The organism is Mesorhizobium sp. WSM3224, from assembly GCF_000427725.1.
Lineage (GTDB): Bacteria > Pseudomonadota > Alphaproteobacteria > Rhizobiales > Rhizobiaceae > Mesorhizobium.
The window spans coordinates 39,859-55,220 of record NZ_ATYO01000018.1; the positions used below are offsets into that span (position 1 = coordinate 39,859).

The following is a 15,362-nucleotide window of genomic DNA, read 5'->3' on the forward strand; positions in this document are numbered from 1 at the left end:
GCAGTTCGGAAGCCCAACGTCAAATCCGCAAGGAGTTCTCGTGAAACGTGTACTGGTTACGGGGGGCTGCGGTTTCATCGGCCGGCATGTCGCCCAGGAACTCGTCGAACATGGCTATGAAGTCCGTATCCTGGACGTGCTCCTGGACCAGGTGCACGGCGGCGAAACCGTCAGCATCCCAGCTGACTCCGAGCTGATAAAGGGCGATGTGCGCGATCGAGGCACAATATCCGCAGCGATTTCGGACATCGACGCCGTCATCCACCTCGCTGCCGAGGTTGGCGTCGGCCAATCCATGTACGAAATCGCCCGCTACGTCGGCACGAACGATCTCGGCACGGCGACCCTGCTCGAGGCGTTGATCAAGAAGCCTGTCGAACGGATTGTCGTCGCGTCGTCGATGAGCATTTACGGCGAAGGCCTCTACGAGACACCGGATGGAAGGCGTATGAACGATGCCCGCCGCAGCCCGATCGACGTCAGGGCTGGCCGGTGGGACCTGCTATCGGCCGCGGGCGACATGCTATTGCCTGTACCCACCGACGAGGAGAAACGGCCCGACCTCGCCTCGATCTACGCGCTGACAAAATATGCGCAGGAGCGCGCGGTGCTGATCTTCGGTCAGGCCTACGATGTAGATGCGGTAGCGCTGCGCCTGTTCAACGTCTTCGGCGCAGGACAGGCGCTCGCCAATCCTTACACCGGCGTGCTCGCCAACTTCGCCTCGCGGCTTGCCAACGGCAAACGGCCGATGATCTTCGAGGACGGCAAGCAAAAGCGCGACTTCGTCCATGTGCGCGACGTGGCCCGGGCTTTCCGGCTGGCTTTGGAGCAGCGCCCGGCCGCCGGTCACGCCATCAATATCGGCAGCGGACGATCCTACACGATCAGCGAGGTCGCCCGCCTGCTTGCCGAGGCGATGGGCGTTCCGAGGCTATCGCCCGAAATCCTCGGCAAGTCGCGCGCGGGCGACATCCGCAACTGCTTCGCCGACATCGCCAAGGCGCGCGAGCTGCTCGGCTTCGAACCCAGCCATCTGCTGGAGAATTCGCTCGGCGAATTCGCAGCCTGGGTTCGCAACAGCGTCGCCGTCGACCGTGGTGCCGACATGAAGCGCGAGCTTGAAGAGCGAGGGCTGGTGTCATGAGACAACCTCATCGCGAACTTCGCAATCAACCTGTAGCGATTGTCGGCGGCAGCGGCTTCATTGGCTCCAATCTCGCCGACAGCTTGTTGTCGGATGGCGAGCCCGTGCTGGTAATCGACAATCTCAGCCGTCCCGGCGTCGAACAGAACCTCCAATGGCTGGCGCAAAAACACGGCAGCCGTCTCAGCGTGGAAACTGTCGACATCCGCGACCAGAATAACCTGGTTTCGGCGTTGGCGCCGGCCAAGGCGATCTTCCATCTGGCCGCGCAGACCGCTGTGACAACGAGCCTGCTCGATCCTACGGAAGATCTCGACATCAATGTCAAGGGCACGTTCAATGTGCTCGAAGCGGCACGTCTGGCGAGCGTACCGGTAGTCTTTGCCAGCACCAACAAGGTCTATGGCAGTTTGCCCCAGATCGCGGTGCGGGAAGCGGACGATCGCTACGAGCCCAGCGACGAAGCCATCCGCGCCAACGGGGTGGACGAGACGATCGGTTTAAATTTCTGCACGCCCTACGGCTGCTCGAAGGGCGCGGCGGACCAATATGTCCTTGACTACGCCAAGTCCTACGACCTGCCGACCGCAGTGCTGCGCATGAGCTGCATCTACGGACCGCGCCAGTTCGGCACCGAAGACCAGGGCTGGGTCGCGCATTTCCTGCTGAGCGCGCTCAGCGGTCGTCCCATCACCGTCTACGGCGACGGCAAGCAGGTGCGCGACATCCTGCATGTGTCCGATGCGGTTGCCGCTTATCGCAACGTGATGGTCAGGATCGCAGACGTCAAGGGACAAGCCTTCAACCTCGGCGGCGGACCGCGCAACGCTGTCAGTCTGCGCACGCTGTTGTCGGAGATCGCCGCAATGACCGGCCGTGAGACTGTGGTCCGGCACGATCTCCAACGCACTGGCGACCAGCCCTTCTTCGTCGCCGATACCCGCAAGATAGAGAGAGCTCTCGGCTGGCGAGCCCATGTCGCGTGGCGCGAAGGTGTCTGCGATCTCGCAGGCTGGCTGCTACGGCACCGTCTCCAGCCGTCCCTCGAAGCCGCGAGACACGTCGCATGAAAGTCGCACTGATCAACCCGCACTGGACATACGAGCACAGCATCTACTTCGGCTGCCGACAGCCCCACCTGCCGCTGGAGCTTGGCTATGCGAAAGCCCTGCTGGAGATGGACGGGCACGACCTGCTGATGCTGGATGGGCAACTGCAGGACCTCGACAATGCCGCGCTTGCCGAGCAGGTGGCGGCTTTCGGGCCGCAGATGACGGTGGTGACGACCGCGCCCACTTATCTCTTCTGGCGCTGCGCGCCGCCAGAGCTGCGGGTGCCGGCTGACTTCCTGAAGCATCTCGCCGGGCGCGGGGGTCGCACCGTCGCTGTTGGGCCGCATGGCTCGGCGACGCCAGCCCCTACCCTGCGCAAGCTTGGCGTCGACATCGTCGTGCGCGGCGAGTGCGAGGAAGTCGTGGCGGAGCTTGCCCGTCAAAGCGACTGGAGCGCCGTGTGCCATACGGCTCGGCTTGAAGGCGAGGAATTGATCTCAAACGGTGGAGTGCATGCCAGCCGCTTCGTCGACCACCCGGCGCTCCATTGGCCGTCGGACTGGATCGCTGCCCATGCGCACCATCATCACCGGTTCGACGCGAACCAGATAGGTGCCGGCGCGGAAGTGGAGGCGTCCCGGGGATGCCCCTATAATTGCAGCTTTTGCGCCAAGATCGATTTTCGCGATGCATACAGGCGCAGGAACCATGACGCCGTCGTTGCCGAGATCGACGGGCTGATCGCGCAGGGCGTCGGGTATGTCTATTTTATCGACGAGATATTCCTGCCGCAGAAAGCGCTGCTTGATGCATTGATCGACCGCGATGTCCAATTCGGCATCCAGACGCGTATCGATCTGTGGAAACCCGAACTGCTGGAATTGCTGGGCGAAGCTGGCTGCGTCTCGATCGAAGCCGGCCTCGAAAGCCTGACTGTCGAAGGCCGCGAGATGCTGGCCAAGCGCTGCCGGCTCGGCACCGAGGAGTTGGCCGCGCTGCTCGTCGACGCCCGCCGTCATGTTCCTTTCGTCCAGGCCAATCTGATCGGCGTGGTCGAGGACGATCCGGCGCTAGTGGATTATTGGCGCAAGCACCTCATCGACAACGGCGTCTGGGCCAACGAGCCGGTGCCGCTCTATCCTTATCCAAGTTCGCCCAGCTACCGCGAGCTGTGGGGCGAACCCGACGATTTCGCCTGGGAGCGTGCGCATGAGCACTACCTCGCCTCGTTCCAAGCATTCAGCGACATCCAGGACCAGCGTCCACGCGCGCTGGCCGAGTTGGAGTCCTCATGCTGCAATCATTGACCCATCCCCCGAGACGTATCCTGATGACCACCGATGCCGTCGGTGGGGTCTGGCGCTATTCGCTCGATCTGGCGCGCGCGCTTGCGACCGGCGGCGACAGCATCATGCTCGCCGGCTTAGGACCTCAGCCTTCGGCGGAGCAGGTCAGGGAGGCGCGATCTTTCGCGACCCTCACCTGGCTTGAAAGCCCGCCTGACTGGATGACACGCGACGAGATCGATCTCGAGCAATTTCCTGGCGAGCTGAAGGCGCTTGCGACCGCTTATGGCGCCGATCTCGTCCACCTCAACGCACCGGCGCAAGCGGCGAAGCTCGATCTGCCCTGCCCTATCGTCGCGGTCTCGCATTCATGCGTCGTGACATGGCTGCATGCGGTGCGCGACCAAGTCGTGGCGGGCGACTGGGCTTGGCAGAAGGATCGCAACAGGGCTGGGTTCGATCGGGCCGGGATGGTCGTCGCGCCTAGTCGAAGCCACGCCGATATGCTCGAGACCTGCTACGGGCCGATTGCGCGCTTGAGCGTCGTCCACAATGGCGCCCTGCCCGGCCCGCCTGTGTCGCGCCGCGAGGCGTTCGTCCTCGCAGCCGCCCGCTGGTGGGACGATGGCAAGAACGCGGCGGTGCTGAATGCCGCGGCTGCGATCACCGAATGGCCGGTCTATGCCGCCGGCCCGCTCGAGGGAGCGGCTGGAGAGAAGGCGTGTCTCGATCATTGCGTCTCGCTCGGCTCGATCGACCATGCCGAGGCGCGTCGGCTTATGGCCAGGGCCAGCATTTTCGTCTCAACGTCGATCTATGAGCCTTTCGGTCTCGCTGCTTTAGAGGCCGGACTCTCGGGCACGCCATTAGTGCTTGCCGATATTGCAACCTATCGCGAGATCTGGGACGGCGCGGCCATTTTCTTCGACACACGTGATCCGCACGCACTCGCAGCATGCATCAACGGCCTCGCCCGCGACGCGGATTTGCGGCGCCAACTCGGTCGGTGCGCCGCTCGGCGTGCGCGTAGATATTCGTTGCAGGCGCAGTCGGCCACGATGCGCCAAATCTACGATCGGGCGGCGACGGCCGTTGCGGGGCACTGACCATGCATTTCGTATTCTATACCCATTCCGTCGTTTCCGACTGGAACCATGGCAATGCGCATTTCCAGCGCGGGATCATGCGCGCGCTCGTCGCGCGCGGGCATCACGTGTTCGCGCTCGAGCCCGCTGACGGGTGGAGCCGTTCGAACCTACTGCGCGAGCAAGGTCCCTTCGCCGTCGAACGTTTCCGGAAGGATTTCCCCGAGCTCGTTCCAGTGACCTATGACGCTTCTTTCGATCATGAGGCATGGGTTGCCGACGCGGATGTGGTGATTGTCCATGAATGGACGGATCCAGACCTCGTCGCCCGCGTTGGGCGGGCCAAGCTCAATAGTGGCAATTTCACGCTTCTGTTCCACGACACACACCACCGCGCAGTATCGTCGACGCAGTCGATTTCGGCGCTCCACCTGGAGCATTTCGACGGCGTGTTGGTTTTTGGCGAGGCATTGCGGGAGAGCTATCTTCGGGCCGGTTGGGGCAAAAGGGCCTTCACTTGGCATGAGGCAGCGGACGATCGTTTGTTCAGGCCGCACCCCGAAATCGAGCCTGTATCGGAGCTGGTCTGGATCGGCAATTGGGGCGATGAAGAACGCAGTGCCGAAATCCAGCAGTTCCTGGTCGATCCGGCACGCGAGCTCGGCCTGTCGGGAACCGTTCACGGCGTACGCTATCCAATGGGAGCACTGGCCGCACTCGCCGATGCCGGCTTGCGCTACGAGGGCTGGATCGCCAATGCCGACGTCCCAAAATCGTTCGCGCAGCATCGTGTCACAGTACACATCCCGCGCCGGCCTTACCGAGAACACCTGCCCGGCATTCCCACGATCCGTATGTTCGAGGCATTGGCCTGCGGCATCCCTCTTGTCTCGGCGCCCTGGTCAGACGTTGAAGGACTGTTCCGTCCCGGCAAGGATTTCCTGTTCGCCCGCGACGGCGCCGAGATGCGGCAGCACCTGCGCGATGTGCTGCATGATGCCGAGCTCGCAAAGGCGCTGGCAGCAGCCGGGCTGGAAACCATTCTAGCGCGCCACACATGCCGGCGTCGCGCGGATGAGTTGTTCGAGATACTCATCGCATGCGGCAATCAACGCGCATTCGAGGGCGCATTAACAAAGGAGGTCGCCGCATGAAAATCGCGTTTTATGGATCCAGTCTGCTGTCGTCCTACTGGAATGGCGCCGCCACCTATTATCGGGGCCTGCTGAAGGCCCTTTCCCGACGCGGTTATGATATCGTTTTCTATGAGCCGGACGCCTTCGACCGGCAGAAACACCGTGATATCGAGCCTCCCGACTGGTGCAACGTCGTCGTCTACGAGGCAACGCCGGATGGGCTGATAGAGGTCGCGTCCCGTGCCGCGCAGGCCGACATCGTCGTCAAGGCAAGCGGCGTCGGCTATGAAGACGAAGCGTTGTTGCGCGCGGTGCTCGACCACGCCCGCAGTGACGCGCTGACGGTGTTCTGGGACGTCGACGCGCCCGCGACACTGGGCGAACTACGGAACGATCCCGACCATCCTCTCCACGACGCGCTGAAAAGAATCGGGCTAGTGCTCACCTATGGCGGCGGCGACCCGGTCGTCTGGGACTACAGAGCATTTGGCGCGGCCGAATGCGTGCCGATCTACAACGCGCTCGATCCCGAAACGCACCATCCCGTCGCAGAAAATCCGCGTTTTGGCTGCGATCTCGCTTTTCTCGGCAATCGCTTGCCGGACCGCGAGGCACGGGCCGAGTCGTTCTTCCTCGAGCCCGCACGTGCCTTGGCCGGCCAAACCTTCCTGCTCGGCGGATCCGGCTGGGGTGACAAGCAACTGCCGGCGAATGTCTTCTGGCTTGGCCATGTCGGCACCCGAGATCACAATGCTTTCAACGTCACGCCAAAAGCGGTGCTGAACATCAGCCGCGACAGCATGGCCAGCAACGGATTTTCGCCCGCCACACGGGTCTTTGAGGCGGCTGGCGCTGGTGCGTGCCTCATCACGGACGCATGGGCCGGCATAGAGATGTTCCTGAAGCCCGGGGAAGAAATTCTGGTCGCGCGGGACGGCGCCGACGTCGCCGAGATCACGCGCACGCTCAGGCCACGACGGGCGAAGGCAATCGGCGCGGCAGCGCTTCGGCGCGTTCTTGCCGAACATACCTACACGCTGAGAGCTGAATTGGTTGACGCCATCTTCAAGGCGGATTTTGAGCGCCGGATGGTGGAGGCCGCGGAATGACGAAGCCGCTCGATATCGTTTTTCTTGGTCTTTCGTTGTCCTCTTCCTGGGGCAACGGCCACGCAACCACCTTTCGGGGGCTGTTGCGAGCGCTCAACACGCTCGGCCATCGCGTCACATTCCTCGAGCGCGACGTGCCCTGGTACGCGCGTCACCGCGACCTGCGCGATCCCGATTTCTGCCGCTTGCGCTATTACGGCACGGTCGACGAACTGTGCCGCAAGCACAAGCGAGTGCTTCAGCGGGCCGATGTTGTGGTGGTCGGTTCCTTCGTACCCGAGGGCAGAGCGATCATCGATGCGCTCGCGTCATTGTGCACCGGACAGTTCTGCTTTTATGACATCGACACGCCGGTGACGCTCGCAAGGGTTGCCGAAGACGATTGCGATTATCTGGCCCGCCGGCAGATTCCCTATTTCGACGTCTATTTCTCCTTCACCGGCGGGCCGACTCTCGAACGCCTGAAGTTCGAATTCGGGGCACGCCGGGCGGAGCCGCTCTACTGCTCCGTCGACCCCGAGTGGCACCACCGAAGCGGAAATGCGATCGAATGGGATCTGGGCTATCTCGGCACCTACAGCCCGGACCGCCAGCAGACCCTGGAAGCACTTCTGCTTGAGCCTGCGCGTCGACTCCCGGATCGGCGCTTCGTCGTGGCGGGATCGCAATATCCTCACGATATCGCCTGGCCCGACAATGTCACGCGGATCGAGCACCTGCCGCCTGCCGAGCATGCCGGTTTCTACAGCCGGCAGCGCTATACGCTTAATGTGACACGCACCTCGATGATCGCGGCCGGATGGTCGCCCAGCGTGCGGCTATTTGAGGCCGCAGCGTGCGGCACGCCGATCATCAGCGACCGCTGGCCCGGCCTCGACAGTTTCTTTCCGACTTCGGCGATCCAGACGGCCGGCAGCGCCGATGATGTGACGGAAATCCTTCTGGCAAAGTCCGACAGGGCACGACTCCGTATGGCCAGACAGGCTCATTCACTGGTCCTGGCAAGACACACCGGAACCGCTCGGGCTCGTGAATTCACGTCCGCACTGACGCAGTCAAGACAGATACGTCCGGTGCTCGACCTGGGCGTTGAGAGTGCGGCATGACAGGCAGACTACAGGAGAACACACAGATGCGGCGTTCAAGAAAGGCCCAACGGACACGGACGGTGCTTGTCGCCGGCGGCGCTGGTTTCCTCGGTTCGCACCTATGCGAAGCCCTGTTTCGCAATGACTATCGCGTGATCTGTGTCGACAACTTTCTCACCGGCCGAATAGAAAACGTCACGTCGCTCATCGGCCAATCGCGGTTTCGGCTGATCGAGCAGGATATCTGTAATCCGCTTGAGCTCGGCGAGCCGGTCGATCGTATTTTCAACTTGGCATGCGCGGCATCGCCGCCCCGCTACCAAGCCGATCCCGTCCACACGACGCGCACCTGCGTAATCGGAACGCTCAATCTGCTCGAGCTTGCCGTTCGCGACGGTGCACGATTCCTGCAGGCATCGACGAGCGAAATCTATGGCGATCCCGAACAACATCCACAGCGAGAAGACTATCTCGGCCATGTGAACTGCACCGGCCCGCGTGCCTGCTACGACGAAGGCAAGCGCACCGCAGAGACGCTTTGCTTCGACTATCTGCGAGCCGATATGGCCGATGTCCGGGTCGCGCGCATCTTTAACACTTACGGCCCCAGGATGGATCCCGCCGACGGGCGAATCGTCTCAAACCTGGTCATGCAAGCACTGGAAAAGCGGCCGCTGACGATATTCGGCGATGGCCGACAGACCCGATCCTTCTGCTACGTCACCGATCTGGTCGAAGGACTGTTGCGGCTCATGGACATCGAGCCCAATCCGCGCCAGCCGATCAACCTTGGCAACCCCGGAGAATTCACCATCCTCGATCTGGCAGGCCTGGTGAGGGAACTGACGGGCACCAGATCGCCCGTGAAATTCCTACCTTTGCCGGAAGACGACCCTCGCCGGCGGCGCCCCGACATAGCTCGTGCGCGATCCCTTCTTGGCTGGTCGCCCAAAGTGCCTCTCAGGCAAGGTCTGCTGCAGACGGTCGTTTATTTCTCCGACCTTGGCAACGGCGCAACAGAGCCGGTTGCTGCGACAAACGGGTCAGGTGCAAATGGATTTGCACCTGGCGCCCGCGATAATCCGGATGCAACCCGCGTTCTTTACGCCGAAGGGGAACATCCGACAGAGATTCTGGTTGGGTCCGACAACCCCCGGCACGGAGAACGCAGTCGTGCAGTCGAAGCGATCAGCCAAGGACATCGAGCAGATGGCGGCCGCGCAAACCGCCGACTTCCTGCGACGATCGTCCATCACGTATCTCGAATGTTGCGTCAGCCTGATGATGACGCATCTCCAACGCGAAGAGGTCGCCAGCATCCTCGAGCAGGAAGCTGACATGTTGCGCAGGCTGGACTGAGCCTTGAGCCTCAGATGAGGCAGCCCAATGGCAGGTCCTAGCATCACTTGAAGAGGAACAGATATGAGCCTCGGCACTATCCTGATCGTAATTCTGATCCTGCTGCTAATCGGCGCGATACCGGCCTGGCCATATTCGTCGGGCTGGGGCTATGGGCCATCGGGCATTGTCGGCGTCATTCTTGTCATCCTGATTATCTTGGCGCTCATGGGCCGGGTTTGAGGCCAGACTGGAAGGGATGAGCCATTCCGTCCGCAGACACGGTGAAATGACATCCGGTCGCGCCGATCGTGCAAGCCGGTTCGACAGCAGAGGTCGACAGTCATCCTGCAGGTGTCAATCCCGAACGGAACTCACGCTGCCACCAAGTTTTTTCTTCGCGGAAGATCCGCTCCCGATCCAAAGCGCAGCAAGGATCAACGCGGCCGCCTAATAAAACGTGCTGGCGCCCACCCACATGATCAGGCCGCCGAGTTGCTGGTCTTCAATCGCTGTCAGGCCCCATGGCGGCGCTGCCATGTCGCACCTTGCGCGCAGTTCCTCGTCGCCCAGATCGGAGTCACGGACCTCGCGACGCTCTTCGATCGAAAGACTCATTGCAAGTTCTCAGACACAGAAGATCGAGATATCGGCCATAGCGTGTTGCGATCGGTTCCATGTGCTGGCCGTCTGCGAAGCAATCATGCCGATCCTCCTGTTGGACTTCGCAATTTTTCCGGCTTTCAAGGAACATTCCTGCTCTGTCCCAGTTCGGCGACGTGGACGGTTCCTTCAACAGCAGAGGCGGCAGTTTCGTGACATCGAAAAAGGTTCGCATCGGCATCGTCGGCGTCGGCAATTGCGCGTCCTCCCTCGTGCAAGGCCTAACCTACTATCGCCAGGCAAAAAGCAACGAGCCCATTCCGGGGCTGATGCATGCCGATCTCGGCGGCTATCATGTCGACGACATCGACGTCGTTTGCGCTTTCGACGTCGCCAAGGCCAAGGTGGGGCGCGACGTGGCTGAAGCAATTTACAGCGCTCCGAACAACACCTTTCGATTTGCCGACGTGACCCCGATTGGCGTGCGCGTGGAACGCGGGCCGACGCTCGACGGCATCGGCAAATATCTGCGCGACGAGATCGAGGAAGCGGACGAGCCGGTCGCCGACGTGACCGCAGCCCTACGGGAAAGCGGAGCCCAGGTGCTGGTATCCTATTTGCCGGTCGGCTCCGAAGCGGCCACCCACTTCTATGCCGAACGCGCCCTGGAAGCCGGATGCGCGTTCGTCAATTGCATACCGGTCTTCATTGCGTCGCGGCCAGAATGGCGGCGACGTTTTGAAGAGCGAGGCCTGCCCCTTGTCGGCGACGACATCAAGAGCCAGGTGGGCGCGACCATTGTTCACCGGCTGCTCGCCAATCTTTTCCGGGAACGTGGCGTGCGTATCGACCGCACCTACCAACTCAACTTCGGCGGCAACACGGATTTCCTAAACATGCTGGAGCGGGAGCGGCTGGAATCGAAAAAGATCTCCAAGACGCAATCGGTCACCAGCCAGATTGACGTTCCGCTTGAACCTGGCAACATCCATGTCGGACCAAGCGATCATGTGCCTTGGCTGACCGATCGAAAATGGGCCTATATCCGCGTCGAAGGCACGACTTTTGGCGGCGTGCCACTGAATGCCGAGCTCAAGCTGGAAGTCTGGGACTCGCCCAACTCCGCCGGCGTGGTGATCGACGCCGTGCGCTGCGCCAGGCTCGCCCTCGATCGCGGCATTGCGGGGGCGCTCACTGGGCCTTGCAGTTACTTCATGAAGTCGCCGCCGGAACAGTTCACGGACGCTGAAGCTCGCCTGCGGACGCTCGCTTTCATTGCCGGCAGGGACGAGCCGATGCTCGACGCCGCGGAATGACCACGACCTTTTTCCTCGTCCGGCATGCGGCGCATGACGACGTCGGCCACTGCCTGGCCGGCCGCCTGAAGGACATCGACCTCGGGACCGCGGGCCGCTCACAGGCGCAGCATCTGGCCCAACGCCTGGCGAGGGAGCCGCTTGCCGCGATCTTGAGCAGTCCACGCAAGCGCACGTTGGAGACCGCGAAACCCATCGCCATGTCATGCGGCGTGAAGCATATTTCGATCCGCCAGGAATTGGACGAAATCGATTTCGGTGCATGGTCCGGCAAGACATTCGAAGAGCTGAATGGCGATGCCGCCTGGCGAATGTGGAATGACCAGCGACAGAGCGCCCGCACGCCGGGCGGCGAGACCATGCAGGACACGCAGGAGCGGATTATCGGGCTGATGGATGCGTTGCGCCAACAGAAGCCAAATCGACATGTCGCGCTTATCAGCCACGCGGACGTCATCAAGGCTGCGGTGTGCAAGGTCCTCGGCCTTCAGCTCGGCGAATGTTTCCGTTTCGACATTGAGCCCGCCTCGATCACCACCATCGTTCATGGCGACTGGGGCTCCAAGCTCATTCGCCTGAACGAAGTCGCCTGACGGGAGCTGCCCGATGCGCATGGTCATCTTCGGCCTCACTGTCACTTCCTCCTGGGGAAACGGACATGCCACGCTCTGGCGCGGGCTGATACGAGCGCTGGCGCCACTCGGCTGGCGTATCAGCTTCTTCGAGCGCGACATGCCCTATTACGCCGGTGCAAGGGACCTCGACCATCTCGATGGCGGCGACGTGGTGCTCTATGCCGGTTGGGACGATATCGCCCAGGCCGCAGCGGTCGCCGTCCGGGAAGCTGACGCTGTCATTGTGACCTCCTACTGCCCAGATGCAATTCAAGCCTCACGCCTCGCGCGAGAAAGCTGTGCCGGGCTGAAAGTGTTCTATGATTTGGATACCGCGGTGACGCTGGCACGCATCGAACAGGGCGATCAGCCAGCCTATTTCGGTCCGGAAGGACTTCGCGACTTCGACCTGGTGCTGAGCTATACCGGCGGCCCGGCGCTTGATGCGCTTAAGACCATGCTGGGCGCGCGTCTCGTCATGCCGCTCTACGGCCATGTGGATCCCGGCCACCATCGGCCGTCGCAGCCTCGGGCCGAATTTGCCGGCGATCTGTCCTATCTCGGCACCTATGCCGACGATCGGCAAACCGGCGTCGAGAAATTGCTTGTCGCGCCGGCGGTCCGGATGCCCGAGCGCCGCTTTGTCATCGGCGGCGCACAATACCCGCAGGATTTTCCATGGAGTGACAACATCTTCTTCGTCAGGCATCTGCCGCCCGCCGATCATTCGGCCTTCTTCTGCTCGTCACGCCTGACCTTGAATGTCACCCGCGAGGCGATGGCCCGTAAGGGCTGGTGCCCCTCGGGCCGATTGTTCGAAGCGGCAGCCTGCGGCGCCGCGATCATTTCAGATGACTGGCCAGGCCTGGAAACCTTCTTCGAACCTGGCAAGGAGATCCTACTTGCGCATTCCACGGAAGACGTGGTCGCAGCCCTGGGTTTATCGGACGGCGAGATCGGAGCGCTGGGCCGTACAGCCCGCGAACGCGTGCTCGACGAACACACATCAGCTCGCCGCGCCGCGGAACTGGATCGGATCCTGAACGAGGCGGCCCGGGCGCCAGCCAGCGAACAGATGAAGGAAGCCGTCTGATGTTGGGCATCGTGCCTGCCGCAGGGCGCGGCAGCCGCATTCAACCGCTGGGCTTTTCCAAGGAGTTGCTGCCAGTGGGCAGCCGGATGGATGGGCAAACCGAGCGCCCCTGCGCGGTCAGCGAATATCTGGTGCGCCGAATGGTGCGCAATGGCGTCGACAGGATCTGCTTCATCATCGGGTCGGGCAAGTCGGACATCCTCGAATATTATGCCGCCGGCTATGGCAGCGCCGCCGCCATCTTCGTGGCCCAGCCTTCCCCGGTCGGCCTTTGTGACGCGATCTTCCGCGCCGCGCCTCTCGTCGTGCCGGAAGAAACGGTGCTGATCGGTCTGCCGGATACGATCTGGTTTCCCGAGGACGGCTTCTGCCATCTTCCGGACGACCGTCTGTCATTCCTGCTGTTTCCTGTGGACCGGCCGGAACTTTTCGACGCTGTGGTCGTCGATCAGGATGGCCGCGTCGAGCAGATCCAGGTCAAGCAGCGGGACGCGGCCACGGATTGGGTCTGGGGAGCATTCAAGATGCCAGGCCGCATCTTTCATCGGCTCGCGGGGCTCTGGCGCGAGCGGGATGGCTGCGATGAATATTTCGGCACGCTGGTCAACGCCTACCTGGCCGCCGGAGGTGAAGCCTGGGGTGTCAAGGCGGGCCTGGCCTATGTCGATGTCGGCACGTTCAACGGCTACCGCACGGCACTGCGGCTGCTCGAAAACAACGAAACGTCGGAAGACGAAAGCACGCCGATGTTCATGCGGCCGAGCAGCTCCCAGGTACCATACCTGCCAGGCGAAGGAGGCTGACGATGCTGCATTCCGACGCGGAAATTCGCCGTCGAATAGATGCGCTGGGGCCGTGGTTCCACAACATGGAATTGGCGGGCGTTCAGACTGCTCCCGACCATTTCCTCGGCAACTATCCTTTGGTCAAATGGCAGAAGTTCGCCGACGCGATCCCGGCCGATCTTTCAGGCAAGTCGGTGCTCGACATCGGCTGCAACGCCGGCTTCTATTCCATCGAAATGAAGAAGCGGGGCGCCGATCGCGTGCTCGGCATAGATTTCGACGTAGCTTATCTGACTCAGGCGCGTTTCGCCGCCGAAATCGCCGGCTGCGACATCGAATTTCGCGAGCTGTCGGTCTATGACGTCGGCGCCCTCGGCGAGACTTTCGACATCGTGCTCTTCATGGGCGTGCTCTATCACCTGCGCCACCCGTTGCTGGCGCTCGACCTGATCCGCCAGCACGTCGCACGGGATCTGGTAATCTTCCAGTCGATGCAACGCGGCAGCAGCGAGGTCCCCGCGCTGGAACAGAACTACCATTTCTGGACCCACGATCTGTTCAATCGACCTGAGTTTCCGAAACTGCACTTCATCGAACACCGCTATGCGGACGATCCGACCAACTGGTGGATTCCGAATCGCAGCTGTATCGAAGCCATGCTGCGCAGTTCCGGTTTCGAGATCCTGCTCCACCCGGAAGACGAGGTCTATTTCTGCCGTGCATCCGGTGAGCCAGCTGGCGGAGGTGCGGTCTACCCTGCGAAAGGAAGAAACGATGATTGAAGCTGCGATGATCTGGAACGAGCCCAACAACAAGTCGCATTGGGACCCCGAACTCGATCCGGACTGGAGCCGCTTCGCGAACATGACCATCCTGGCTGCCGAAGCGATCAGTCTCGAAAACCCGGCGATCACCCGGGTGCTCGGTGGCATTTCGCCGATCGACGCCGGCTTCATGTCATTGATGAAGGGATACGGCGTGCTCGATCGTGTCGACGCCGTTGCGGTGCATGGCTTCCCGCTCGACTGGAATCTTTGGCAAATGCATGAATGGCCGCAAAAGCTCGCCGAGATTGCGGAAATCACCGATCTGCCGATCTGGATCAGCGAAGCCGGCGTGTCGAGCTTCGGCGCCGAGGAGGTCCAGGTCTGGGGTCTGCGACGAACGGCGGAGCTGCTGCTTGGCCGGGCACCCCGCGTCCAATGGTACAGCCTCTACGATTTGCCGCACGCCTGGGGAGCGACCACGCGGCATCGCGAGGTGGAAGGCTCCTCCTATTACCGTCATTTCTACATGGGCCTGCTGCGCGAGGATGGCACGCCCAAGCCGGCCTTAGAGGAGTTCCTGCGCCACACTCCGCAGATGGGATTGGTCCAGTGGTTCCATTTCGAGGACCACCGGCTGGACGACGCCGTCGCCTGGATGAAGCGGTTGGGCGTCACAAATCTGCGCACGGGTCTTTCCTGGGCCGACAGTTTCAGACCGAACGCCCTCGATTGGTTCGACCGCCAGATGGAAGCCCTGGCAGATTTCGACGTCACCGTCACTTTTTGCTTCACGCCCGAACACCGAGGCATGCAGCCTCACCATACAAGCCCGCCACAAGTGCCCGAAGAATTCGCTGAATTTTGCGCCAGCATGATGCGCCGCTACGCACCTGGCGTGCGCAGCGACGCGATGCCGATGCGGCGGGTCTCGGCCGCATGAGAT

Annotated in this window: 14 protein-coding genes and 2 pseudogenes; 15 read left to right on the top strand and 1 reads right to left on the bottom strand. The window is 62.0% G+C overall.

The features are described 5' to 3' along the window. Window positions 1-40: 40 nt before the first annotated feature. The 9 genes and pseudogenes from YU3_RS0123665 to YU3_RS39615 all read left to right on the top strand — a co-directional run bounded on the left by YU3_RS0123665 (window position 41) and on the right by YU3_RS39615 (window position 9,484). Window positions 41-1,147, top strand: coding sequence for an NAD-dependent epimerase/dehydratase family protein (locus YU3_RS0123665; RefSeq protein ID WP_027168560.1), 1,107 nt, complete (start codon window positions 41-43; stop codon window positions 1,145-1,147). After that, on the top strand, window positions 1,144-2,217 hold the full coding sequence (locus YU3_RS37315) for an NAD-dependent epimerase/dehydratase family protein (protein WP_036259371.1): 1,074 nt from the start codon (window positions 1,144-1,146) through the stop codon (window positions 2,215-2,217). The genes YU3_RS0123665 and YU3_RS37315 overlap by 4 nt, the downstream gene beginning before the upstream one ends. Continuing rightward, window positions 2,214-3,506, top strand: a complete 1,293-nt coding sequence (locus tag YU3_RS0123675) for a TIGR04295 family B12-binding domain-containing radical SAM protein (protein WP_027168561.1) — start codon at window positions 2,214-2,216, stop codon at window positions 3,504-3,506. Before YU3_RS37315 ends, YU3_RS0123675 begins: the two co-directional genes overlap by 4 nt. Next, window positions 3,491-4,591 carry a glycosyltransferase family 4 protein gene (locus YU3_RS0123680; RefSeq protein WP_027168562.1) on the top strand — a complete coding sequence of 367 codons (1,101 nt, stop codon included), beginning with the start codon at window positions 3,491-3,493 and terminating at the stop codon, window positions 4,589-4,591. The genes YU3_RS0123675 and YU3_RS0123680 overlap by 16 nt, the downstream gene beginning before the upstream one ends. Before the next feature lie 2 nt (window positions 4,592-4,593). Next, window positions 4,594-5,724: a glycosyltransferase gene (locus YU3_RS0123685; protein ID WP_027168563.1), complete on the top strand. Its 1,131-nt coding sequence runs from the start codon at window positions 4,594-4,596 to the stop codon at window positions 5,722-5,724. Beyond that, window positions 5,721-6,815, top strand: coding sequence for a glycosyltransferase (locus tag YU3_RS0123690; RefSeq protein WP_027168564.1), 1,095 nt, complete (start codon window positions 5,721-5,723; stop codon window positions 6,813-6,815). Before YU3_RS0123685 ends, YU3_RS0123690 begins: the two co-directional genes overlap by 4 nt. After that, entirely contained in the window at window positions 6,812-7,921 is a 1,110-nt protein-coding gene (locus tag YU3_RS0123695; RefSeq protein WP_027168565.1) for a glycosyltransferase, read from the top strand. Before YU3_RS0123690 ends, YU3_RS0123695 begins: the two co-directional genes overlap by 4 nt. Window positions 7,922-7,947: 26 nt before the next feature. Further along, window positions 7,948-8,901, top strand: a pseudogene (locus YU3_RS39610) (UDP-glucuronic acid decarboxylase family protein); the annotation flags it as partial. 424 nt (window positions 8,902-9,325) lie between these two features. Continuing rightward, window positions 9,326-9,484 carry a DUF3309 family protein gene (locus YU3_RS39615; protein WP_036259377.1) on the top strand — a complete coding sequence of 53 codons (159 nt, stop codon included), beginning with the start codon at window positions 9,326-9,328 and terminating at the stop codon, window positions 9,482-9,484. A gap of 114 nt (window positions 9,485-9,598) precedes the next feature. On the opposite strand, the pseudogene YU3_RS39620 reads toward YU3_RS39615, so the two are convergent. Beyond that, a pseudogene (locus YU3_RS39620) lies at window positions 9,599-9,778 on the bottom strand (cytochrome c oxidase assembly protein); the annotation flags it as partial. Window positions 9,779-10,056: 278 nt separating this feature from the next. Between YU3_RS39620 and YU3_RS0123720 the strand changes: the two are divergent. The 6 genes from YU3_RS0123720 to YU3_RS0123745 are packed head-to-tail and all read left to right on the top strand — an operon-like array spanning window position 10,057 to window position 15,359. Further along, window positions 10,057-11,160 (top strand): inositol-3-phosphate synthase, encoded by a 1,104-nt coding sequence (locus tag YU3_RS0123720; RefSeq protein ID WP_027168567.1) that lies wholly within the window; start codon window positions 10,057-10,059, stop codon window positions 11,158-11,160. Continuing rightward, window positions 11,157-11,753, top strand: a complete 597-nt coding sequence (locus YU3_RS0123725; protein WP_027168568.1) for a histidine phosphatase family protein — start codon at window positions 11,157-11,159, stop codon at window positions 11,751-11,753. The genes YU3_RS0123720 and YU3_RS0123725 overlap by 4 nt, the downstream gene beginning before the upstream one ends. A 13-nt stretch (window positions 11,754-11,766) precedes the next feature. Further along, window positions 11,767-12,867 carry a glycosyltransferase gene (locus tag YU3_RS0123730; RefSeq protein WP_027168569.1) on the top strand — a complete coding sequence of 367 codons (1,101 nt, stop codon included), beginning with the start codon at window positions 11,767-11,769 and terminating at the stop codon, window positions 12,865-12,867. Then, window positions 12,867-13,670, top strand: coding sequence for a sugar phosphate nucleotidyltransferase (locus YU3_RS0123735; RefSeq protein WP_027168570.1), 804 nt, complete (start codon window positions 12,867-12,869; stop codon window positions 13,668-13,670). The genes YU3_RS0123730 and YU3_RS0123735 overlap by 1 nt, the downstream gene beginning before the upstream one ends. 2 nt (window positions 13,671-13,672) lie before the next feature. Then, window positions 13,673-14,434, top strand: a complete 762-nt coding sequence (locus tag YU3_RS0123740) for a TIGR04290 family methyltransferase (RefSeq protein WP_027168571.1) — start codon at window positions 13,673-13,675, stop codon at window positions 14,432-14,434. Then, entirely contained in the window at window positions 14,427-15,359 is a 933-nt protein-coding gene (locus YU3_RS0123745) for a beta-xylosidase (RefSeq protein WP_027168572.1), read from the top strand. Before YU3_RS0123740 ends, YU3_RS0123745 begins: the two co-directional genes overlap by 8 nt. The last annotated feature ends 3 nt before the right edge of the window (window positions 15,360-15,362 follow it).